This is a genomic window from Arthrobacter sp. SIMBA_036 (genome assembly GCF_046535135.1).
Classification (GTDB): Bacteria; Actinomycetota; Actinomycetes; order Actinomycetales; family Micrococcaceae; genus Arthrobacter.
Genome location: NZ_JAWRXG010000004.1, coordinates 301803 through 316027, shown reverse-complemented (window position 1 = coordinate 316027; position 14225 = coordinate 301803). Strand labels below are relative to the sequence as shown.

The window sequence follows — 14225 nt, the reverse complement described above, 5'->3', positions numbered from 1 at the left end:
AGGTCTTTGCCGTTGGAGCCCACATGCTGGGCGACGGCCAGGATCGGCGGGATGTTGTCCCCGGGGTGGGAGTACTCGGCGGCGAGGAACGTGTCGTGGTAGTCCAGTTCGCGGACAGCCACGCCGTTGGCCCAGGCGGCCCATTCCGGGGACACCCGCTCTTCGATGCCGAAGACCTTCGCGCCCTTGCCTCCCGTGGAAGGCCCATGCGTCAGGGCCTGGGCCCGGGCCGCGACGATCGGTGCCCGGTTCAACGACGCGATGGCCACCGACGCGTTATCGATGATCCGGTTAATCACCATGTCAGTGACCTCGGCCGTGACCTCTACCGGGTCGGCGGCGACCACAGCGATCTTATGGGCCAACTGCTCCTCGCGGGGAAGGTTCTCTTCGCTCTTATAGACGCGGACGTGGTTGTTCTTGACCATGGTGCTCCTTGTGGTGAGACGTTCTAACGGGCCGGATGGACGGCCTTGACGTGGGTAAGGCTGCGGTGCAAATGAAGTATCGTGGCGGCTTCGGCCAGCCGGGGATTTCCGTCGGCGATAGCCTCCGCTATGGCTGCGTGCTCTGCCGCGGCCGCATGGAGCCGGGCGGCGTCGTCGGCTGCGAGGCGCCGGACCCGGACCAAATGGACCCGGAGGCTGCGCATCGCATTGGCAAGATAGGAATTGGAAATCGCGGCATCGATGGCCTCGTCCAACCGGCCAACCAGCGCGTAGTACTCGTGCCGTGCGGGATCGTCTTCGCTGAGTAGTGCAGGGGCATCCAGGAGCCGGGCGCGAAGTTCGGTAAAAACGCCCGCTTCACCGCGCTCAGCGGCCAGGGCGGCGGCCCGCACTTCCAAGGTTTCGCGCAGCTCGAACAGCTCGTCGATGTTCTCCAGCGAAATATCGGTAACGACGACGCCGCGGCCCCCCGCCGCGGTCGTCAACCCCTCTGCGGTGAGGCGGCTCAGCGCCTCCCGGACGGGGGTCCGTGACACTCCGAGGCGTTCGGATTGCTCAACTTCAGCCAGGATGGCGCCCGGCCGAAGACGCCATTCGACGATGTCTTCACGGAGGGCCATGTAGGCCCGATCACTGGCGCGCATGATGCCACTGTATACACAGTGAGTGGCGATTGCTAGAACTGGACGTGAAAAATGGCCAATTACTGTTCGTTTGTATACAAAGCCCGTCTGCAGGCTTTTCACTAACAGGCGGCTAAGCGCGGTTCCAGTTGTATTCGTTTTCCGGCCGTCCGGGCGTACCGTACCGCGGTGCCCTGGTGACGGTGCCGGCGTCGGCCAGGTATTCCAAGTATCGTCGGGCGGTCACGCGCGACATGCCGAGCGCATCCATCACCTCGCTGGCGGACACCGGCACTTGCCGTGCCCTCATCAAGTCCTTGACCGATTCCAACGTGGAGGTGGAGAGGCCCTTGGGCAGCGGCAGCTCGGTGGGGGCACGCAGGCTCGCGAATGCCTGATCCACATCACTTTGCGACGCCCCGGCTTTGGAAATGCCGGACACGGAACCGGCCAACTGTTCACGGAAGGTGCGGTAGCTGCGCAGCTTGTCCGCAAACGTGGCGTAGGTGAACGGCTTAATCAGATACTGCACGACGCCGATGGACACCGCGCTGCGGACGATGTTGACTTCCCGGACCGCAGTGATCGCGATGATGTCAGCAAACACGCCGGAGGAGCGCATCCTGCGGGCCACATCCAGGCCGTGAAGATCAGGAAGGTTCAAATCAAGCAGCACCAGGTCCACGGGCGTACCGGAGGCGGCGAAATCACTCAGGATTCTTAGTGCTGATTGGCCATCCGGGGCCGTCCCCACCAAGGTAAAGCCATCCATCCGCCCGACGTAGACGGCGTGTGCGTCAGAAGCGATGGGTTCGTCCTCGACCACCAAAACCCGGATGTCTGTCATGCTTTCTCTTCCTCGGATACCGGCGCGGGAAGCACCACATGGAATTGCGCACCGCCGAGGTTGCCGTTGGACCCGAGGTTGCTGATGGACATCGTACCGTTCAGGCGATGTACCGCCTGACGAACCAGTGCGAGCCCGACTCCCCGCCCGTGGGCTCCGCGGGGATCTTCCGCCGAGGATTTCGTGCTGAATCCATACTGCAAGACGTCCTCGATGGAGCCGGCGTCGATTCCCTTGCCGGAATCCCGCACGGTGAACTGGACGCCCGTGGGCCGGGCATCCACGTCCAGTTGTACCTGCCGGGGAGCTTCACCCGCCGCCGCGGCATCGATGGCGTTATCCAAGAGATTTCCCAGGATCGTCACCAAGTCCTGGACTTCGAGACCGCGGACGCCGGAATTGCCGGAGGTCCGCACCTCGAGCTCCACCCCGCGCTCATGTGCTTCTGCGGACTTGCCCATGACCAGCGCGCTCATTACCGGTTCGTCGACGGAGGCCACCATGTCGTCGGTGAGCTGTTGGCTGAGCTCAAGATCCTTGGTGGCGAACTCCAGTGCCTGCGGGGTGCGGCCCAATTCCAGGAGGGAGACAATCATGTGCAGCCGATTTGCGTGCTCGTGGGTCTGGGCCCGCAAGGCATCGGAGAGGGTCTTCATGGTTTCCAGTTCGGTGCCGAGGGACTCAATTTCGGTCCTGTCCCGAATAGTGGCAACTGTGCCATAGACGGGAGGTTTCTGCCTGCTGCGCTTGGGCAAGGGGGCAATTGCTGGTGCTTGGTTCACCACCAGGATCCGGGATCCGGTCAGATGGATCTCGTCATGTGCCGGTCGGCCGGACTCGAACAAGGCCCGGAGGCTGCCGCCGAAGGGAAGCTCGGCAAGTTTCGGCGCGGCGTCGGGTGACCGGTCGACGTCGGACGGTTCCAGCCCCAGCAGCTCCGCCGCTTGATCGTTGTACATGACGGCTTTTCCCTTGGTGTCCACCAAGATCAGGCCTTCACGAACTGAATGCAGGACTGATTCGTAATACGCGAAGAGTTGTGCCAGCTGCTCTGGGCCCCACCCGCGGGTGATGCGGCGAAGGTACCTGCCCAGGATCCAGGAGGCCAGGAACGCGAAGAACAACACCACTATGGCGATTCCACCAATAACGCCGAGCCGCTCCGCCACATCGGTGTCAACTGTTCGGACGGTGATACCCGCCGCTACTAACGCCTTGACGTTGCCGGCGCTGTCCTTCACGGGGGCGATCGTGCGCACCGACGGGCCAAGGGTTCCTGCGGTGACTTCGGTAAATGTCTCGCCATGGAGTGCGGGGTCGATGGTCCCGATATAGGGCTTGCCGATTTCCTCGGGACGGGGGTGGGTCCAGCGTGTGCGGTCCGGCGCCATGATCGTGATGAAATCCGCCTTGGCGTCCGCGGTGACTTTAAGTGCGTAGGGCTGAAGCGCCGCTGACGGATTCGGCGTCGAAGCAGCTTGGAGGACCAAGGGATTGTTGGCGATTGACGTGGCGATGGCGCGCATCCGGTCTCCGGCGTCGCCATAGGCGCGATCCCTGGCTTCCACCACGGAGAACGTACCGAAAACCGCCGTCAGCACCAGGACGAACAGTAAGTTCGCCACAAACAAGCGCCGGGCGATGCTCCATTTATGAAACACGTTGGCCTCCCATGACCAATATGAACGCAAGGGTGATGTGTGTCACCAGCGGATCAATGATGGATATCACACAGGGGCGGCGGAGTGGACACAAGTGCAGGACCGCGGCGCCTTACACAGTACCCAGAAGGAGAATCCCATGACCTCTCAACGAGGAGAGTCGGCGCTGGCCGCCCGTACCGGACGCAAGGGGCTCGATAAGTCGCATTACCTGTACATCGCCGTCATTTTGGCGGTCGTGCTCGGCGCGGTCATCGGCCTGATGTTCCCCGAGGTCGGCAAGTCGCTGAAACCGCTCGGCGACGGCTTTATCAAACTCATCAAGATGATGATTGCCCCTGTCATCTTCTGCACCATTGTCCTTGGTATCGGGTCCATCGCCAAAGCAGCCACTGTGGGCAAAGTCGGCGGCTTGGCACTCGGATATTTTGTGGTGATGTCAACGTTCGCCCTGGCCATCGGTCTGGTGGTGGGTAACGTGATCCACCCGGGCGCCGGCCTGAAGTTGAGCCCCTATGATCCAAATGCCAAGGCGGCGACCAACAGCACGGCCGATTTCCTCCTGGGTATCATCCCGAATGACATCCCGGTCCTCCCGACGTTGCTTGCGGCGATCCTTATCGGGTTCGCACTCCAGAAAATGGGCAAGCAGGGTACGCCGATCCTCACCGCGATTGGCCACGGACAACGCCTGGTGTTCCGCATCCTGGTCATGATCATGTGGCTGGCTCCAGTGGGTGCCTTCGGTGCGATCGCGGCTGTTGTGGGGGCTACGGGTGTCCAGGCGATCTTCAGCATGTTCACGCTGATGGTGGCGTTCTACATCACCTGCGCACTCTTCATTGTGGTGATTCTCGGTTCGATCCTTCGGGTAGTGTCCGGGGTCAACATCTTCAAGCTCATGAAGTACTTGGCCCGTGAATACCTGCTGATCTTCTCCACCTCGTCGTCGGAAGCAGCACTGCCCCGGCTCATCGCCAAGATGGAACACCTCGGAGTCTCCAAGCCGGTAGTCGGCGTCACCGTTCCCACGGGCTATTCCTTCAACCTGGACGGCACCGCCATTTACCTGACCATGGCTTCCCTCTTCGTCGCGAACGCCATGGGTACGCCTCTTGATTTCGGAGCCCAGATTTCACTGCTCGTCTTCATGATCATTGCTTCGAAGGGCGCGGCCGGTGTCACTGGTGCAGGCCTGGCAACCCTTGCGGCCGGACTCCAGGCGCACCGCCCCGAGCTGCTCGGTGGAGTGGGCATGATCGTGGGCATCGACCGCTTCATGTCGGAAGCGCGGGCACTGACGAACTTCACCGGTAACGCCGTGGCCACGATCCTGGTGGGCACCTGGGTCAAGGAGATCGACAACAGCCAGGTGGGGCGCGTCCTCTCCGGCGCCGCTCCCTTCGACGAGCAGACCATGATGGCCGACGGCGAGGCTCACGCCGACGCCGGGGCTGCCGCGACGGTCGCTTCCAACAGCACTGCAGCCACGCCATTGTCCATCGAAAAGCACGCAGCCGGCGTCTAGCCAGCTCCCGCACGCCATGCCACGGCAAAAGGCCGGTATCCTCCAGGTGCCGGCCTTTTGCGTTGTCCGCAACACCCGCGGCAACCGCGCAACCTTAGACCTCAACTAGAAGGTCAAGGCTCAATATGCGGACAAAGTCAAGTTCCCAAAATAAGCGTGTCGGCGCTGTAGCCTGAAGAGGTAGTAGCGCTGGGACCCGGGGGATCAGCGGCAGGGAAGATCGTCGTCGAAAGAGTGGTTAGATACGTGGGCATCGAACGTGGAACAGCGACGCTGGAAGGCACTGAAATCGATCTGGAAGACGCCGTCATGGGCCCCACGGGCCGCCCTCACCGCGACTTCCCGGAACCCGCTCCGTTGGCATCCCATGGGCCGGCCAGGGTCATCGCCATGGTCAACCAAAAAGGTGGCGTAGGTAAGACCACCTCCACCATCAACCTTGCCGCGGCGCTCGCAGAATACGGCAGGCGTGTGCTCTTGGTCGATTTCGATCCCCAGGGCGCACTCTCAGCAGGCCTCGGCGCCAACCCGCACGAGCTCGACCTCACTGTTTACAACGTGCTCATGGACCGCAAAGTGAGCATCGAGGACGCCATCCAGAAGACCGGCGTCGAGGGTGTGGATCTTTTGCCCGCGAACATTGACCTTTCCGCGGCCGAGGTCCAGTTGGTCAACGAGGTGGCCCGCGAGCAGGTTTTGGACCGTGCCCTGAAGAAGGTGGAAGATGACTACGACGTCGTACTCATCGACTGCCAACCCTCCCTTGGCCTGCTGACCGTCAATGCTCTGACCGCGGCCCACGGCGTCATTATTCCGTTGATCTGCGAATTCTTTGCCCTCAGGGCCGTTGCCCTCCTCGTGGAGACCATCGAGAAGGTCCAAGACCGCCTCAACCCGCGCCTGCAGGTGGACGGAGTCCTGGCAACGATGTACGACGCCCGTACACTGCACAGCCGGGAAGTGATTTCCCGCCTGGTGGAGGCTTTCGGCGACAAAGTGTTCGAGACTGTCATTAAGCGTTCCATCAAGTTCGCTGACGCCACGGTGGCTGCGGAGCCGATCACCAGCTATGCCGGCAACCACATCGGCGCAGATGCCTACCGCCGTCTTGCAAAGGAACTGATTTCGCGCGGCGGCGCGCCCTAGCCCACCGTGGTTCCGTCAATCGCCCCGGCCACTGAGGCGCCCACAGAAACGGACGCAAGCCCGCGGAAGGCCGGCTTCGAGGTGCGCCTGGCTAACTTCACCGGCCCGTTCGATCTCCTTCTGGGGTTGATTTCGAAGCACAAGCTCGATATCACCGAGGTGGCCTTGGCCACGGTGACCGATGAATTCATCAAGTACATCCGGCGCCTCCAGAAACTGGGGGAGGACTGGGCGTTGGATGAAGCCAGCGAGTTCCTGGTCATTGCCGCTACGTTGCTGGATCTCAAAGCTGCCCGCCTTCTTCCTGCCGGAGAAGTCGAAGATGCCGACGACATTGCCCTCCTGGAGGCGCGGGACCTGCTGTTCGCCCGCCTTCTGCAGTACAAAGCGTTCAAGGAAGTTGCGGGCATCGTGGGTGCAACGCTGGAGGAGGAAGCCCGGAGGTATCCACGCCACGTGGCTTTGGAGCAGCATTTCGCTGCCATGCTTCCCGACCTTGTGTGGCGGCACACCCCCGAGCAGTTCGCGGAGCTGGCTGCCGCGGCACTCAAACCCAAAGGCACCGCACCGGTTGAGGTGGGGTTGGACCACCTCCACGCACCGCCGGTCAGCGTCAAGGAACAGGCCGAGATTATGGGTTTCCGCCTGAGACTGGGTGCGCCGCTGTCCTTCCAAACGTTGATTGCCGACGCCGACACAACGTTGGTGGTGGTGGCTCGCTTCCTTGCGTTGTTGGAAATGTTCAGGGATCGCGTTGTTGCCTTCGAACAGCCGGAACCGTTGGCCCAGCTGACCGTGCGATGGACCGGAGCCGACGCGGAGTGGGACAGTTCCAGCCTGAACGAGGAATACGAAGCAGGACGCGACGCTGGAGAAGCTGGAAGCGCAGGAGACAGCAATGAGTGAAGAGGGGACCGTCCAGGACGGCCTGGCAGAACTGAACCAGCTGCCCGGCGGCCCGCGGGGCGCGCTCGAGGCAGTCCTCATGGTCATTGACCAACCGGCCACCTCGGCCGAGCTGGCCGCAGGACTGAACGTCACGGTCGCCGTCGTCGAGGAATTGCTGCAGGACCTGCAGCGGGAGTATAGCGGCTATACTGTTAAAGCCCCGGACGTGGATGCTGTCGGCTTTTCCCATGACAGCACTGCACCCCGGGGTTTTGAATTGCGGAACGTCGCCGGTGGGTGGCGGATCTACTCGCGGCCGGAATTTGCCGACGTCGTGGGCAGGTTCGTCCTCGAAGGCCAGACCACCAGGCTTACTCAAGCGGCGCTTGAAACACTGGCGGTTATTGCTTACCGGCAACCGGTCTCCAGGGCCCGGGTGTCCGCAATTCGCGGCGTCAACGTTGATTCGGTGGTCCGGACCCTGACCCAGCGGGGTTTGATCGAGGACTCCGGAACCGATCCCGAATCGGGTGCTGTCCTCTACCGGACAACCTCGTACTTCCTGGAACGGATGGGCATCGGTTCGGTGGCCGAACTGCCGCAACTCTCGCCGCATCTTCCGGGCTTGGAAGGCATCGACGAGTATTACAACGCAAGCCGCACGTAACGCCGGGCCGACGCCCGGACTGCTTCAGAACTTCATACAGATTCACGCACCACACCCCGGTGCACAGCGACAAAGGGCAGACGATGTCTGCCCGGCTGGCTAGTGTTGATTTCATCAACGAACGCCGGCCATTACTACACAAGGACGGGTCATGACACAGGCGGGACGCCAGAGTTCACCACGTAACGGTTCGGGACGCAACAGCTCCGGACGCAATGAGGCCAAGGGCGGCAACGGCCGCTCCAACGCCGGCGGCTTCTCCGGCCGCGGCGGCAGCGCCGGCGCTGGAAAGCGCAACTTCACCCAGGGCGAGGGCCGCCCTTTCAAGGCTTCGAAGCCTCGCGAAGCTGCCCCCTTCGATCCCGACAACCCCACGACGGCGGGCGGTTACGATCGCGGCGAGGCGGCAAGGCCTGCCAAGCCGTTCCGTAAGCCGGGCTCCAACAAGCCAGGCTTCGGGAAAGCCCCGGGCACTCCCGGCGCCATCAAGCCCAAGGCAAAACCAGCCAAGCAGTTCGGCTCCAAGGCCTTCGGCAGCGAACGCTTCGGCCAGAACCTTGGTCCCATTCGCAAGCCAGGACGCAACCGCGGCCCGCGCCAGGAAGTTCCGCAGTCGGACCTGCACGACGTCGACGGCGTGCGCCTTCAGAAGGTCATGGCCCAGGCCGGAGTGGCCTCGCGCCGCGTGTGCGAGGAAATGATCCTCGAAGGCCGCGTTGAGGTTGACGGCCAGGTCACCACTGAACTCGGCATGCGTGTCGATCCCACCGCTGTAGTGATCCACGTTGATGGCATCCGGATCCAGCTCGATGAAACCCTTGTGTACATGGTGTTCAACAAGCCCAAGGGCGTTGTATCCACCATGGAGGACCCGGAAGGTCGCCCCTGCATCAGCGACTTTCTGAAGAACAACAAGAACAAGGGCGAACGCCTGTTCCACGTCGGCCGGCTCGATGTCGCCACCGAGGGTCTTCTGCTGCTGACCAACGACGGCGAACTCGCCAACCGCCTGACACATCCTTCCTATGAGGTACCCAAGACATACCTGGTGCAGGTGCGTGGGCCGTTCCCGCAGGGTGTCGGCGCCAAGCTGAAGGCCGGCGTCGAACTTGAAGACGGCTTCGCTGCCGTTGACTCTTTCAAGTTGGTTGACTCAACCCCGGGCCACGTCCTGATCGAGGTTGTCCTCCACTCGGGCAAGAACCGGATCGTGCGCCGTATGTTCGACGCCGTCGGGTTCCCGGTGGAGCGGCTTGTCCGCGTCAAGGTTGGCCCTATCGGCTTGGGTGACCAACGCCAGGGCAGCATCCGCAACCTCGGCAGGCAGGAAGTCGGACACCTCCTGGCATCTGTAGGACTCTAGGGGATGTCGGCATTCAGTACGCACGGCAGGGGCCATCTCGATGGCCCTGTCGTCGTTCTCGGCACGGGCTTGCTGGGGGCCAGTATTGGCCTTGGCCTCCGCGGACGTGGAGTTCCCGTCTACCTCTTCGATCCTTCGCCTACCAATCAGGCGGTCGCGGTGGACATCGGGGCAGGACGCCCCTTGGCCGAGTTGGACCAAGCACCCCAACTGGTAGTCGTCGCCGCTCCGCCTGACGTGACGGCCGACGTCGTGCAGAAGGCCTTGGCGGACTACCCGTCCGCCGTCGTCGTCGACATCGCCAGCGTCAAGGCAGGCATCCAAACGCAACTGCGGGAACGCGGCGTGGACCTCTCCCGGTACGTGGGGACACACCCCATGGCAGGCCGGGAGAAGTCCGGACCGGTCGCGGCCAGGGGAGAGCTTTTCACCTCCATGCCATGGGTGGTTTGTCCGTCGGAGGAGACCGGCAGTGTCGCCCTGCAAACGGCGCGCTCACTCGCAGCTGATCTCGGGGCCATCGTGTCCCAGTTCACTGCGGACGAGCACGACGAAGCCGTGGCGTTGGTTTCCCACCTTCCGCAGGTCATGTCTTCCCTGGTTGCCAGCCGTCTGCAGGGTACCCCCATGCACGCGCTGTCCTTGGCGGGCAACGGGCTCAGGGACACCACGCGCATCGCGGCCAGTGATCCGACCCTCTGGGTGCAGATCCTTGGTGGCAACGCGGAGAAAGTGGTGCCCATCCTGCATGGGGTCCGCGAGGACCTGAATCGGCTGATCGGTACCTTGGAAGAACCGCTGGCCCCTGGCGCGCGGCTCGATCTTGCCCAGCTCATCAGTGAGGGCAACGCCGGCCAGGCGAGGATCCCCGGTAAACACGGCGGTCCACCGCAGGCCTACTCGTGGCTGACCATCCTCGTGGATGACAGGCCTGGGCAAATCGCGCACCTCCTCACCGAAATCGGTGAGATCGGTGTGAACCTTGAGGACCTGCGGCTGGACCATTCTTCGGGACAGAATGTAGGCATGGTGGAGCTCTCCGTTCTTCCCAGCAAGCACGACCTCCTTGTTGAAGCCTTGACCGATCGTGGATGGCGGGTACTCCAGTAATGACACGTGAATTTTTTGGTCCGGAGACCGTTGCGCGTCCCGGCAAGCCCCTCGTGATCGCCATCGACGGCCCTTCCGGGTCTGGTAAGTCGAGTGTCAGCAAGGAAGTGGCCCGCCGATTGAAGTTGGCATACCTTGATACGGGCGCGATGTACCGTGCACTGACCTGGCACTGCTTGAAGACCGGCGTGGATCTTGAGGACGGAGCTGCCGTGGAGCAGGCCTCAAAGACCATGCCCCTGGAGATCAGCACCACCAACGCCACTGAGTACGTAGCAGTGGATGGTACCGACATCACGGACGAAATCAGGGATCCTTCGATTTCTTCTGCGGTAAGTGCGGTGGCCACCACGCTGGGTGCCCGGACGGAACTGATCCGCCGCCAACGCGAGCTCATCGACCAGCACCATCACCGCATGGTGGTGGAAGGGCGCGACATCACCACTGTTGTTGCTCCAAATGCCGAAGTCAGGATTCTCCTGACGGCCAGCGAGGAAGCCAGGTTGCGGCGTCGCGGGATCCAGCTCGGAGGGACCCAGAGCAGTGCGCAACTCACAGCGCAGGTCATCCATCGTGATGCCAAGGACTCCACGGTAGTCAACTTCACCCAAGCCGCCGACGGCGTGGTAACCCTGGATTCCTCGGACCTCGACTTTGAGGAAACGGTGGACACAGCCCTGGCGATCGTCAGCAAGGTTATCTATGGAGAATAGGAACCATTCGCCGGCGATCCTTCCATCCCAGTGGGCGCGGCTATGGAGCCGCCCCATCGGCTGGATCCTGGACCACCTCATTTACCGGACCCTGGTGACGGGCAAAAGCAACGTTCCCGCTGCCGGGCCTGTGCTTTTCGCTGCGAACCACATCAGTTTCCTTGATGGGCCTGTGCTGTTCGGAGCGTCACCGCGGCCGATGCACATCCTCGTCAAGAAGGAGATGTTCGCGGGCGTCCTCGGGAAGGTCCTCAGAGGCTCCGGCCAGATTCCGGTGGACCGGGACGGTGACCGCACGGCATTGCATACCGGCAAGAAACTGCTCGACGCCGGCCGCTGCGTCGGGATCCTCCCTGAAGGCACCCGGGGGACCGGTTCAGCAGGGAGCATCAGCAGCGGGGTTGCTTGGCTGGCACTCAATTCCGCGGCAACAGTTATACCGGTCGCCATACTTGGGACCCGTCACCGTGACGAGCACCGCGACCATATCCCCAAACCACGCCGCAGGCTGTATGTCAGCTTCGGCGAACCCCTCACGGTGAAGCGCCGGACGGGCGAACCGGGGCGTGTTTCAATGGACAGGGCGGCTGCGGAGATCCGCACGGCTTTGGCCGGACACGTCCAGGACACTATCGAATCCACAGGCCAGGCCCTCCCCATGGAGCCTGTGCCCGGAGAAACCGTCTCCGCAACACCGCCAAACAGCAGTAGCCGGGACGCCGGCAGACCACCACTAAGGAAAGTGCAATGAGCGATACGACTCAAAAATCCGGCCTCCATGGAGCCGGCGACGACGAATACACGCCCACCGGCACCGACCAGGTGGCTGAGAACCTGGCGGCACTGGACGACGACGAGGCGGAGCTCCGCGCCGCCAGCCTCCGGGCGGGCCTGGAGGACTACGATCTCGATGAGGACGACGCCGCCCTGCTCAGCGGCGAGTTCGGCGATGAGGGTGAAGAAGGCCCCCTCAAGCTTGATCCCGTCCTTGCCATCATCGGCCGGCCGAACGTGGGGAAGTCCACGTTGGTCAACCGCATTCTCGGCCGCCGGGAAGCGGTTGTGGAAGACACCCCCGGCGTCACCCGCGACCGTGTCATGTACTCCGCCCACTGGAACGGCCGTAACTTCACGCTGGTAGACACCGGCGGATGGGAACACGACGCGAAGGGCATCCACGCCCGCGTAGCCGAGCAAGCAGAAATGGCTGTGGAGCTGGCTGACGCTGTTCTCTTCGTCGTGGACTCCGCCGTTGGCGCCACCGCCACGGACGAGGGCGTCATGAAGATGCTGCGCAAGAGCAAGAAGCCGGTCATCATGGTGGCCAACAAAGTGGACGACTTCGCGCAGGAAGCAGATTCGGCAGCACTGTGGGGCCTCGGCTTCGGGCAACCGTACCCCGTATCGGCATTGCACGGCCGCGGAGTGGCCGACCTTCTGGACCACGTGATGGACACCCTGCCGGAGTACTCGTTGGTAGAGGGCGTGGAACGCTCGGGCGGTCCGCGCCGCATCGCCCTGATCGGCCGCCCGAACGTCGGTAAGTCCTCGCTGCTGAACAAGCTCGCAGGCTCTGAACGCGTTGTGGTGGATCCGCTCGCCGGTACCACGCGTGACCCGGTTGATGAGTTCATCGAACTCGGTGGCCGTACCTGGCGGTTCGTGGATACTGCCGGTATCCGTCGCCGTCAGCACATGGCTCAGGGCGCCGACTTCTATGCGTCACTGCGTACGCAGGCCGCGCTCGAAAAGGCGGAGGTCGCCGTCGTACTTCTTGCCGTTGACGAGGTGCTCAGCGAGCAAGACGTCCGCATCCTCCAGTTGGCGATTGAGTCCGGCCGTGCGCTGGTCCTCGCGTTCAACAAATGGGACCTGTTGGATGACGAACGCCGTCGCTACCTCGAACGCGAGATCGATCAAGACCTGGCGCACGTTGAATGGGCGCCGCGAGTGAATATCTCGGCCAAGACCGGCTGGCACAAGGACCGCTTGGTTCCGGCGCTGGACATTGCCCTGGAGAGCTGGGACCGCCGCATCCCCACCGGCCGCCTCAACGCGTTCCTGGGCGAACTCGTCGCAGCGCACCCGCACCCGGTCCGCGGCGGCAAGCAGCCGCGCATTCTCTTCGGAACACAGGCATCCAGCCGGCCGCCGAAGTTCGTGCTCTTCACCACGGGTTTCCTGGACCCGGGATACCGCCGCTTCATCACGCGGCGCCTGCGCGAAACGTTCGGCTTCGAGGGCACACCCATCGAGGTCAACATGCGCGTGCGCGAGAAGCGCGGCAAGAAGCGCTAAGTGTCCGTCGTCGGAGTTGGCTGTGGTGAAAAAGAGACGGTCATCACAGCCGACTTTGACCCCGATGGACGCGGCACCCTCCAACGTCGTGTAAGCTTTTGGAGGTGGTTCGGCCGGACTGCTTAGGAGAGACTTTTCGAAGGATTTCCCAGGCGGAGAACGGTGGACCAGCGGGCTGTAGCGCAGCTTGGTAGCGCACTTGACTGGGGGTCAAGGGGTCGCAGGTTCAAATCCTGTCAGCCCGACCAACAAGGCCGGAATCATGCGGAGACGCTGGTTCCGGCCTTTGGTCGTTAAGGGTCAGGGCCAATGCCCGCGTTCGTGACACCCGCCCACCTGGGGGCGAGCGTCACTGAACGATCGCGGCGATCCCGCTACGCGTGTTGCAGGCTATCGAGAGCCTTGACGAGGGGCTCAAGTTCCGGCACGGACCCGGCGGCGTCCAGCGCTGCAGCCAGGGTGTCGTCGTGTACCGGCTTGGCAGCCTCGAGCAACTGCTGCCCTGGGGCGGTGAGTTCGGTGTATATCCCGCGGCGGTCATCTGCGCACAGGATGCGGGTGAGTAAACCCCGGTCCTCCAAGCGGTTGACCAGTCGGGTGGTTGCACTGCTTGACAGCGCGGTGGCGCGGGCCAGTTGCTGCATCCGCATGTGCCACCCATCCTGGCGGCTCAATGCGTCCAGCACGGTGTACTCAACAACGGACAGTTCGCTGGAAGCCTGGAGGGCTTTTTCCAAGGCAGTTTCGATGCTTCCGTGCAGGGCTGCGAGTGTTCGCCACCCCTGCGCCCGGATTTCTACGGCGTCGTCCTTGATGCCCATGGTGTGCTCTGCTCCTAGCTCGATTGGGGACTGCAGCAGAGCTTCGAAAGTAGTTGCGTGCGCAAGTATCTAGCGTGTGCAACTATGTATAAAGCGTCTGCAACTACTAGT

Annotated in this window: 13 protein-coding genes, 1 tRNA gene and 1 pseudogene; 10 read left to right on the top strand and 5 right to left on the bottom strand. The window is 62.8% G+C overall.

The genetic code is table 11. The features are described from left to right. The 4 genes from SB659_RS08095 to SB659_RS08080 form a co-directional block, all read right to left on the bottom strand. Window positions 1–428: MmgE/PrpD family protein (locus SB659_RS08095; protein ID WP_410550067.1), on the bottom strand; the 428-nt coding region annotated here is incomplete at its 3' end. A gap of 23 nt (window positions 429–451) precedes the next feature. Beyond that, window positions 452–1093 carry a GntR family transcriptional regulator gene (locus SB659_RS08090; RefSeq protein ID WP_410550066.1) on the bottom strand — a complete coding sequence of 214 codons (642 nt, stop codon included), beginning with the start codon at window positions 1091–1093 and terminating at the stop codon, window positions 452–454. 112 nt (window positions 1094–1205) lie between these two features. Further along, window positions 1206–1919 carry a response regulator gene (locus SB659_RS08085; RefSeq protein ID WP_410550065.1) on the bottom strand — a complete coding sequence of 238 codons (714 nt, stop codon included), beginning with the start codon at window positions 1917–1919 and terminating at the stop codon, window positions 1206–1208. Then, window positions 1916–3580, bottom strand: a complete 1665-nt coding sequence (locus tag SB659_RS08080) for an ATP-binding protein (RefSeq protein WP_410550064.1) — start codon at window positions 3578–3580, stop codon at window positions 1916–1918. Before SB659_RS08080 ends, SB659_RS08085 begins: the two co-directional genes overlap by 4 nt. A gap of 139 nt (window positions 3581–3719) precedes the next feature. Between SB659_RS08080 and SB659_RS08075 the strand changes: the two genes are divergently transcribed. From SB659_RS08075 to SB659_RS08030, 10 genes and pseudogenes are all read left to right on the top strand, one after another. After that, on the top strand, window positions 3720–5108 hold the full coding sequence (locus tag SB659_RS08075; protein ID WP_410550063.1) for a cation:dicarboxylate symporter family transporter: 1389 nt from the start codon (window positions 3720–3722) through the stop codon (window positions 5106–5108). 309 nt (window positions 5109–5417) lie between these two features. Further along, window positions 5418–6254, top strand: a complete 837-nt coding sequence (locus tag SB659_RS08070) for a ParA family protein (protein WP_410550080.1) — start codon at window positions 5418–5420, stop codon at window positions 6252–6254. A gap of 6 nt (window positions 6255–6260) precedes the next feature. Next, on the top strand, window positions 6261–7160 hold the full coding sequence (locus tag SB659_RS08065; RefSeq protein WP_284979480.1) for a segregation and condensation protein A: 900 nt from the start codon (window positions 6261–6263) through the stop codon (window positions 7158–7160). Further along, entirely contained in the window at window positions 7153–7809 is a 657-nt protein-coding gene (gene scpB, locus SB659_RS08060) for an SMC-Scp complex subunit ScpB (RefSeq protein WP_410550062.1), read from the top strand. Before SB659_RS08065 ends, scpB begins: the two co-directional genes overlap by 8 nt. A gap of 151 nt (window positions 7810–7960) precedes the next feature. Then, window positions 7961–9172, top strand: coding sequence for a pseudouridine synthase (locus SB659_RS08055; RefSeq protein ID WP_284979482.1), 1212 nt, complete (start codon window positions 7961–7963; stop codon window positions 9170–9172). 3 nt (window positions 9173–9175) lie between these two features. After that, window positions 9176–10282 (top strand): prephenate dehydrogenase, encoded by a 1107-nt coding sequence (locus SB659_RS08050; protein ID WP_410550061.1) that lies wholly within the window; start codon window positions 9176–9178, stop codon window positions 10280–10282. Continuing rightward, complete coding sequence (cmk, locus tag SB659_RS08045) at window positions 10282–10995, top strand: (d)CMP kinase (protein WP_284979484.1); 714 nt, start codon at window positions 10282–10284, stop codon at window positions 10993–10995. Before SB659_RS08050 ends, cmk begins: the two co-directional genes overlap by 1 nt. Window positions 10996–11050: 55 nt before the next feature. After that, a pseudogene (locus SB659_RS08040) lies at window positions 11051–11732 on the top strand (lysophospholipid acyltransferase family protein). Window positions 11733–11742: 10 nt separating this feature from the next. Further along, window positions 11743–13293 (top strand): ribosome biogenesis GTPase Der, encoded by a 1551-nt coding sequence (der, locus tag SB659_RS08035; RefSeq protein WP_284979486.1) that lies wholly within the window; start codon window positions 11743–11745, stop codon window positions 13291–13293. A 171-nt stretch (window positions 13294–13464) separates the two neighbouring features. Then, a tRNA-Pro gene (locus SB659_RS08030) sits at window positions 13465–13541 on the top strand. Between the two features lie 126 nt (window positions 13542–13667). On the opposite strand, the gene SB659_RS08025 is transcribed toward SB659_RS08030, so the two are convergent. Beyond that, a complete protein-coding gene (locus SB659_RS08025; protein WP_284976149.1) occupies window positions 13668–14114 on the bottom strand; it encodes a MarR family winged helix-turn-helix transcriptional regulator in 447 nt (148 codons plus the stop codon). Window positions 14115–14225: the final 111 nt, after the last annotated feature.